At 42.5% G+C, this 5,862-nt stretch carries 6 protein-coding genes; 5 read left to right on the top strand and 1 reads right to left on the bottom strand.

The genetic code is table 11. The features are described 5' to 3' along the window. Positions 1-39 precede the first annotated feature (39 nt). From tmk to metG, 4 genes are all read left to right on the top strand, one after another. Complete coding sequence (gene tmk, locus V7L97_RS10655) at positions 40-705, top strand: dTMP kinase (RefSeq protein WP_333655824.1); 666 nt, start codon at positions 40-42, stop codon at positions 703-705. Continuing rightward, positions 687-1,631, top strand: coding sequence for a DNA polymerase III subunit (locus V7L97_RS10650; RefSeq protein WP_333655822.1), 945 nt, complete (start codon positions 687-689; stop codon positions 1,629-1,631). Before tmk ends, V7L97_RS10650 begins: the two co-directional genes overlap by 19 nt. Before the next feature lie 91 nt (positions 1,632-1,722). Next, positions 1,723-2,595: a PSP1 domain-containing protein gene (locus tag V7L97_RS10645; RefSeq protein ID WP_333655820.1), complete on the top strand. Its 873-nt coding sequence runs from the start codon at positions 1,723-1,725 to the stop codon at positions 2,593-2,595. After that, the gene (gene metG, locus V7L97_RS10640; protein ID WP_333655819.1) at positions 2,592-4,517 is read left to right on the top strand and encodes a methionine--tRNA ligase; all 1,926 of its coding nucleotides are present in this window, start codon (positions 2,592-2,594) and stop codon (positions 4,515-4,517) included. Before V7L97_RS10645 ends, metG begins: the two co-directional genes overlap by 4 nt. Before the next feature lie 42 nt (positions 4,518-4,559). Here metG and V7L97_RS10635 read toward each other — a convergent pair whose 3' ends face one another. Beyond that, positions 4,560-4,760, bottom strand: a complete 201-nt coding sequence (locus tag V7L97_RS10635; protein ID WP_333655817.1) for a DUF2283 domain-containing protein — start codon at positions 4,758-4,760, stop codon at positions 4,560-4,562. A gap of 392 nt (positions 4,761-5,152) precedes the next feature. Here V7L97_RS10635 and radC point away from each other — a divergent pair, with 392 nt between their 5' ends. After that, entirely contained in the window at positions 5,153-5,836 is a 684-nt protein-coding gene (gene radC / locus V7L97_RS10630; protein ID WP_333655815.1) for a RadC family protein, read from the top strand. Positions 5,837-5,862 lie beyond the last annotated feature (26 nt).

The raw sequence follows: 5,862 nt of genomic DNA, 5'->3' as shown, positions 1-5,862 counted from the left end.
CTTATTTTACAAGGATTGATTTTGTGATTTCAGATTATTTTGGACAGCAGTGAAACATCGAAACTTATGACTGCAAAGCTGAAAAAAGGTTTTTTTATTTCCCTCGAAGGCATAGAGGGAACAGGAAAGACTACACAGGCAAGGCTCCTGTCAGAGCGTCTTATTGAGGAAGGCTATGAGGTGATACTGACTCAGGAGCCCGGAGGAACTGTTATCGGCAACAGGATCCGTGAAATACTCCTTCACGTGGATCACAGGGAGATGTCTTACATGGCAGAGCTTCTTTTATACAATGCAGCGAGGGCGCAGCATCTTTCTGAGAAGATACTTCCCGCGCTGAATCAAGGAAAGGTCGTGATTACCGACAGGTTTACAGACTCCACTGTTGCATATCAGGGTTACGGCCGCGGTATCGATATACAGCTCATAATGTCCATTAATGACATAGCAACAGAAGGGATTAAGCCTCACCTTACCATACTTTTCGACCTCGATGTTGAAACCGGATTGCAGAGGAATAAAGGGATAAACAAGGTTGACAGGCTTGAACTCGAAGATATCGAATTTCATAAAAAAGTCCGTGAAGGCTATTTGAAGATCGCAGAAGCGGAGACTGGGAGGATAAAGATTGTTGATGCATCATTGTCTTTTGAAATAGTTGCACAAAAGGTTTGGGAGATCGTGAGATGGCGCTTGGAGAAATAATCGGTCAGGACAGGGCATTAAGAATACTTCTGGGAACTCTGAAAAGGAACAGGGTGCCTTCATCCGTCCTGTTGTCAGGGAATTCCGGCATCGGCAAAAGGCTTGCTGCAATAAATTATGCCAAGGCCGTTAATTGTCTTGAGCCTGTTGATTTTGACTGCTGCGATAAATGCATGTCATGTAAAAAGATAGACTCGGAGATGCACCCTGATATATCGATGATTGTCCCTGAAAATGATGTGATTACCATAGAGACCATAAGAAACACACAGGAAGTAATTTCATTAAAGCCGTATGAAGGCAGGAAAAAGGTCCTTATAGTCGATGACGCAGATGCCATGAATATTTATGCTGCCAATGCATTTCTTAAGACCCTTGAAGAGCCTCCCGAGGACAGTCTTATAATTCTCATATCGTCCAATCCAGAAAGGCTGCCGGATACCATCAGGTCGAGGTGTATAAATGTCCGGTTTTATCCATTGCCTGTTGATGGATGCAGGGAAGTGATTTTAAAAAATATCGATTTAAAGAGCATTGAGTTTGTACTGGATCTTGCAATGGGAAGACCAGGTCTTGCAATATCGAAGGATTTTATAAGAGAGAACGAATGGTTTACGGGACTTTTAAATAATATGATTTATGAGAAATCAAAGGATGCTTGGTCAGATAAAGGAGAAATCAGGGCATGGCTTGATATGGCCCTTATCCTTTTGAGGGATATGGCTGTTTATAAAATTACAGAAAGGGAATCCGATCTGATATTAGGCAATAGGCAATGGTCGATAGGCAATAAGCATAAAATCAAGGACATTCTGAATTCGTATCAGGATATGCAGCAGGTAAGGGGTCTCCTTGATTTTAATCTCAATAAATCCATAACATGGAATTATGTAGCAAGTATTATGAGAAAATGTGTGAATGAGTGAATGGGTATATGAGGAGGAGACTTCCTTTTGAGCAAATCTCTACTCATTAACTCATGCACTCATCAACTCATCTACTTTTATGGAGGTATAGATGCCGGATATTGTTGGTATAAGGTTTAAAACCTGCGGAAAGATATACGATTTCGAGGTGAATGGTATAGATATAAATGAAGGGGATTCTGTGGTTGTGGAGTCCGATTTCGGGCTCAGTATCGGCAGGGTGATAACGGGAAGACATTCTGTGGAATCCCCAGAAAGGGAACTGAAGAAGGTTATCAGGCTCGTTTCCGATGAAGATATTAAGGCTGTGGAAGAAAACAAGAAGCTTGAAAAAGAGGCGAGGGACTTCTGTGCCGAGCGTATAATGGCCCGCGGCCTTCAGATGAAGCTTGTTGGAGCCGAGGCAACCCTCGATAGAAAAAGGATAATCTTTTATTTCACTGCAGACGGCAGGATCGACTTCAGGGAACTGGTAAAAGACCTTGCTGCACGGTTCAAGACAAGGATTGAAATGAGACAGATAGGGGTAAGGGATGAGGCAAAACTTATCGGCGGCCTCGGCGTCTGCGGCAGAGAACTCTGCTGTAACACATTCCTCGCCTCTTTTGAGCCTGTATCCATAAAAATGGCAAAAAGGCAGGAACTGGTTTTGAATGTGGGCAAGCTCTCTGGCCTTTGCGGCAGGCTTATGTGCTGTCTCAGGTATGAGTATGAAGGGGATATGGAGAGTATTTCGTCTGACGACGAGATACCGATAGAGCATGAGGAAGTGTCTGAGGAAAAGGCAGGGAGCGGTATTTCTGCTGTACTTTCAAAACTGGAGCAGAGCGATGCGACCGAAGAATCCATCGAAACTCCACCACAACCACAACTTGAGCAGCCGAAGCCTGAACAGCCGAAATCCGAACAAACCGAACATCGGCATAAAAAATTCAGGCACAAAAGGAGGCGTTTCAGGAGATGACCAGATTCTATGTGACCACGCCCATTTATTATGTAAATGACATACCCCATATCGGACATGCATATACAACCATTGCAGCAGACATCCTTGCAAGATATAACCGCCTTAAAGACAATGGAGTTTTCTTTTTGACAGGGACAGACGAGCATGGACAGAAGGTTGATAAGGCTGCAAAGGAGAGGGGCAAGACCCCCAAAGAGCATGCTGACATCATGGTCGATAATTTCAAGAATCTCTGGAAAAAGCTGAATATATCAAATGATGCATTTATACGCACTACCGACATCGAGCATATTAAGACTGTTCAGGGGCTTCTGCAGATGCTTTTTGACAGGGGAGAGATAGAAAAGAGGAGCTATGCCGGATGGTACTGCGTGCCTGATGAAAGGTTCTGGACAGAAAAGGATTTAATAGAAGGGAACTGCCCTGACTGCGGAAGGCCCGTTGAGCAGATAAAGGAAGAGAACTATTTTTTTCTCATGTCGAAATATCAGGAGCGGTTAATAAGGCATATAGAAGAAAATCCTGCTTATATACTCCCTGAAACCCGTAAAAACGAAGTCCTCGGTTTTTTAAAAAACAATACTCTTGGAGATTTATGTATTTCGAGGCCCAAACAGAGGCTTGCATGGGGAATTCCACTTCCATTCGATGATAACTTTGTAACCTATGTATGGTTTGATGCGCTTGTAAATTATTTTTCGGCGACGAGATACCTCATTCCGGAAAATCTGAAATCTCAAATTTCAAATTTGAAATCTACAGACTGGTGGCCGGCAAATCATCACATCATTGGCAAGGATATACTCACTACTCATGCAGTCTATTGGTCAACCATGCTCATGGCCCTGAATCTTCCATTGCCAGGAAATATCTTTGCCCACGGCTGGTGGACAGTTGATGGCAAAAAAATGTCCAAATCCATTGGCAATGTGGTTGACCCAAATGCAATGGCTGATAAATACGGCGTTGATGCATTCCGCTATTTTCTCTTCAGGGAAGTGCCGTTCGGGCTTGATGGTGATTTTTCAGAAGATGCTTTGATAAGGCGCATAAACACAGACCTTGCCAATGACCTTGGCAATCTCTTGAGCAGATTTCTTACAATGGCAGAAAAGTATTTTGAGGGAAGGATTGATTGGGTTGACAACAAAGACGAATTTGCAGAGAAGTGCGTCAAGACAAATGAAAATATCCATAAAGAGGAATACTGGTTGCGCTTGAGCTTTAACCTGATACTGGAAGGCATCTGGCAAATGATTGGCGATGCAAATAATTATATTGCTCAGAAAGAGCCGTGGAAACTTGCCAAAAGCAATTTAGAGGAACTTAAAATTGTCATATTTAATATCTGGAATTCTTTGAGACTGACAGCTCTTTCCATTTATCCCTTTATGCCTGATACAGCAGAAAAGATGTGGAAGCAGCTTGGTCTTAAATCATTAAAAGAGGAAGCGATATCACGGTGGGAATGGAAGCCGGACTATGAAATAAAAGTCTCCAAAGGAGAGCAGCTTTTCCCGCGCATAGAGAAAAAAGAAGAAGAACAGAAACCTGAACAAAAGAAGGAGAAAACGAAAATGACGGAAGGCGTTAAAGAATTAATTGCCATAGATGATTTTGCAAAGGTTGAATTAAAGGTTGGCAAGGTTATAAGTGCCGAAGAAGTTGAAAAATCAGAAAAACTTTTAAAACTGAAGGTGGACATAGGAGAAGAAAGGCAGATAGTTGCAGGCATTGCAAAGTCTTATACGCCTGATGATCTTATCGGCAAAAAAATCGTTGTGGTTGCAAACCTCAAGCCTGCAAAGCTCATGGGCATAGAGTCACACGGCATGCTACTCGCTGCTACTGATGAAGAAGGAAGGCTCTCTGTTCTTACCCTCGATAGAGAAGTAAAACAAGGGGCGAGGGTGAAGTAAAATTTATAAATGTTTATAACGTTTGCATTTTCTCCTGTTGTTTTATGCAGTTTCATATTGAAGAACTTTTAACTGCTCAGGTTTTATTCTGGCACTGAGATTTAGTATTTCAACACCAACTACTTTGCCATCTGCATTGAAATCCAGAATCACACCTGGCTGTACTTCCTCTGATTCCACAATGGACGATTCGTCCAATCTGAAGTAAAGAGCATCGCTTTCTTTGTCTACTTTTAATCTCATCTTTGCCTCCTTGCCCTGCGGTCAAAAAATACTGTAACAATTTTCTTTGGTGAAATATGAGGGTTTACAACTACATGCAGAATTCGTCCCTCATGTTCAGAGATGCCTTTAAAATAATGAGTATTATTGTCTTCCCCTATATTTTCCCAATCAGGTTTATCAATAGTCCGTCATACCCATTCCTCTGGAATCTCCCGTTCCTTCAACATGTCTTGGGTATGTGCTGACAGCCTGAAATCCACAGTCTTATTATATCAATAGTAGGGTATTTCCGCTACCGTTTGCAGGCTAAAATGGTTGGCTACGGATTATAGCAATGATAAGACTGATGGGTGTAGAAGTACCAAAAATGTTATTATATACTCCTTTATTGAAAACAATGGAAGAGGGTAATGCCTGAGCAGAAGATAAAACACTGGCCTGAGAATGAGAGGCCGAGGGAGAGGCTCATCAAATATGGCGCTGAGAGCCTTTCCGATGCACAGCTTCTTGCAATAATCCTCAGAACAGGCAGCGGAGAAAAAGGGGTCTTGGGACTCTCAATGTCGCTCCTGGATGCCTTCAAAACCCTGAGGAATATAGATGCTGCATCAATCTCCGAGCTTTCCTCCATGAAAGGCCTCGGGACAGCAAAGATTGCCCAGATCAAGGCAGCATTTGAACTTGGAAAGAGATTAATGGGCGAGTCCTCTGACGGCAAGCCTGTATTTTCTTCAAGCCACTCGATCTATTCGTATTTTGCTCCGAGGTTTAAAAACCTCAAAAAGGAATTCTTTATCGGCGTCCTCCTCGATGCAAAGAACAGGCTTATAAGGGAATGCAAGGTTTCTGAAGGGACGCTCACAAATTCACTTATTCATCCACGTGAGGCATTTAAGGAAGCTGTTAAGGAATCAGCGGCATCTGTCATATTTGTTCATAACCATCCAAGCGGCGATCCGACACCGAGCAGGGATGATATTACCATTACCGAAAGATTAAAGAGTGCAGGTGATATTATAGGCATAAGTGTACTTGACCATGTGATTATAGGTGATGGAAAATATGTAAGCCTTAAAGAGAAGGGTGTGTTGTGATAAAATAGCTCATATTAATTAAGGAG

The sequence above is a fragment of the Dissulfurispira sp. genome, from assembly GCF_036745535.1.
GTDB lineage: Bacteria > Nitrospirota > Thermodesulfovibrionia > Thermodesulfovibrionales > Dissulfurispiraceae > Dissulfurispira.
The sequence above is the reverse complement of the archived record's forward strand: the minus strand, read 5'-3'. Positions and strand labels throughout refer to the sequence as shown.

Bases quoted from the DNA above. Each gene is read 5' to 3' on its own strand.
- V7L97_RS10650 (WP_333655822.1), top strand. From the start codon at position 687: ATGGCGCTTGGAGAAATAATCGGTCAGGACAGGGCATTAAGAATACTT.
- V7L97_RS10645 (WP_333655820.1), top strand. From the start codon at position 1,723: ATGCCGGATATTGTTGGTATAAGGTTTAAAACCTGCGGAAAGATATAC.
- metG (WP_333655819.1), top strand. From the start codon at position 2,592: ATGACCAGATTCTATGTGACCACGCCCATTTATTATGTAAATGACATA.
- V7L97_RS10635 (WP_333655817.1), bottom strand. From the start codon at position 4,760: ATGAGATTAAAAGTAGACAAAGAAAGCGATGCTCTTTACTTCAGATTG.
- radC (WP_333655815.1), top strand. From the start codon at position 5,153: ATGCCTGAGCAGAAGATAAAACACTGGCCTGAGAATGAGAGGCCGAGG.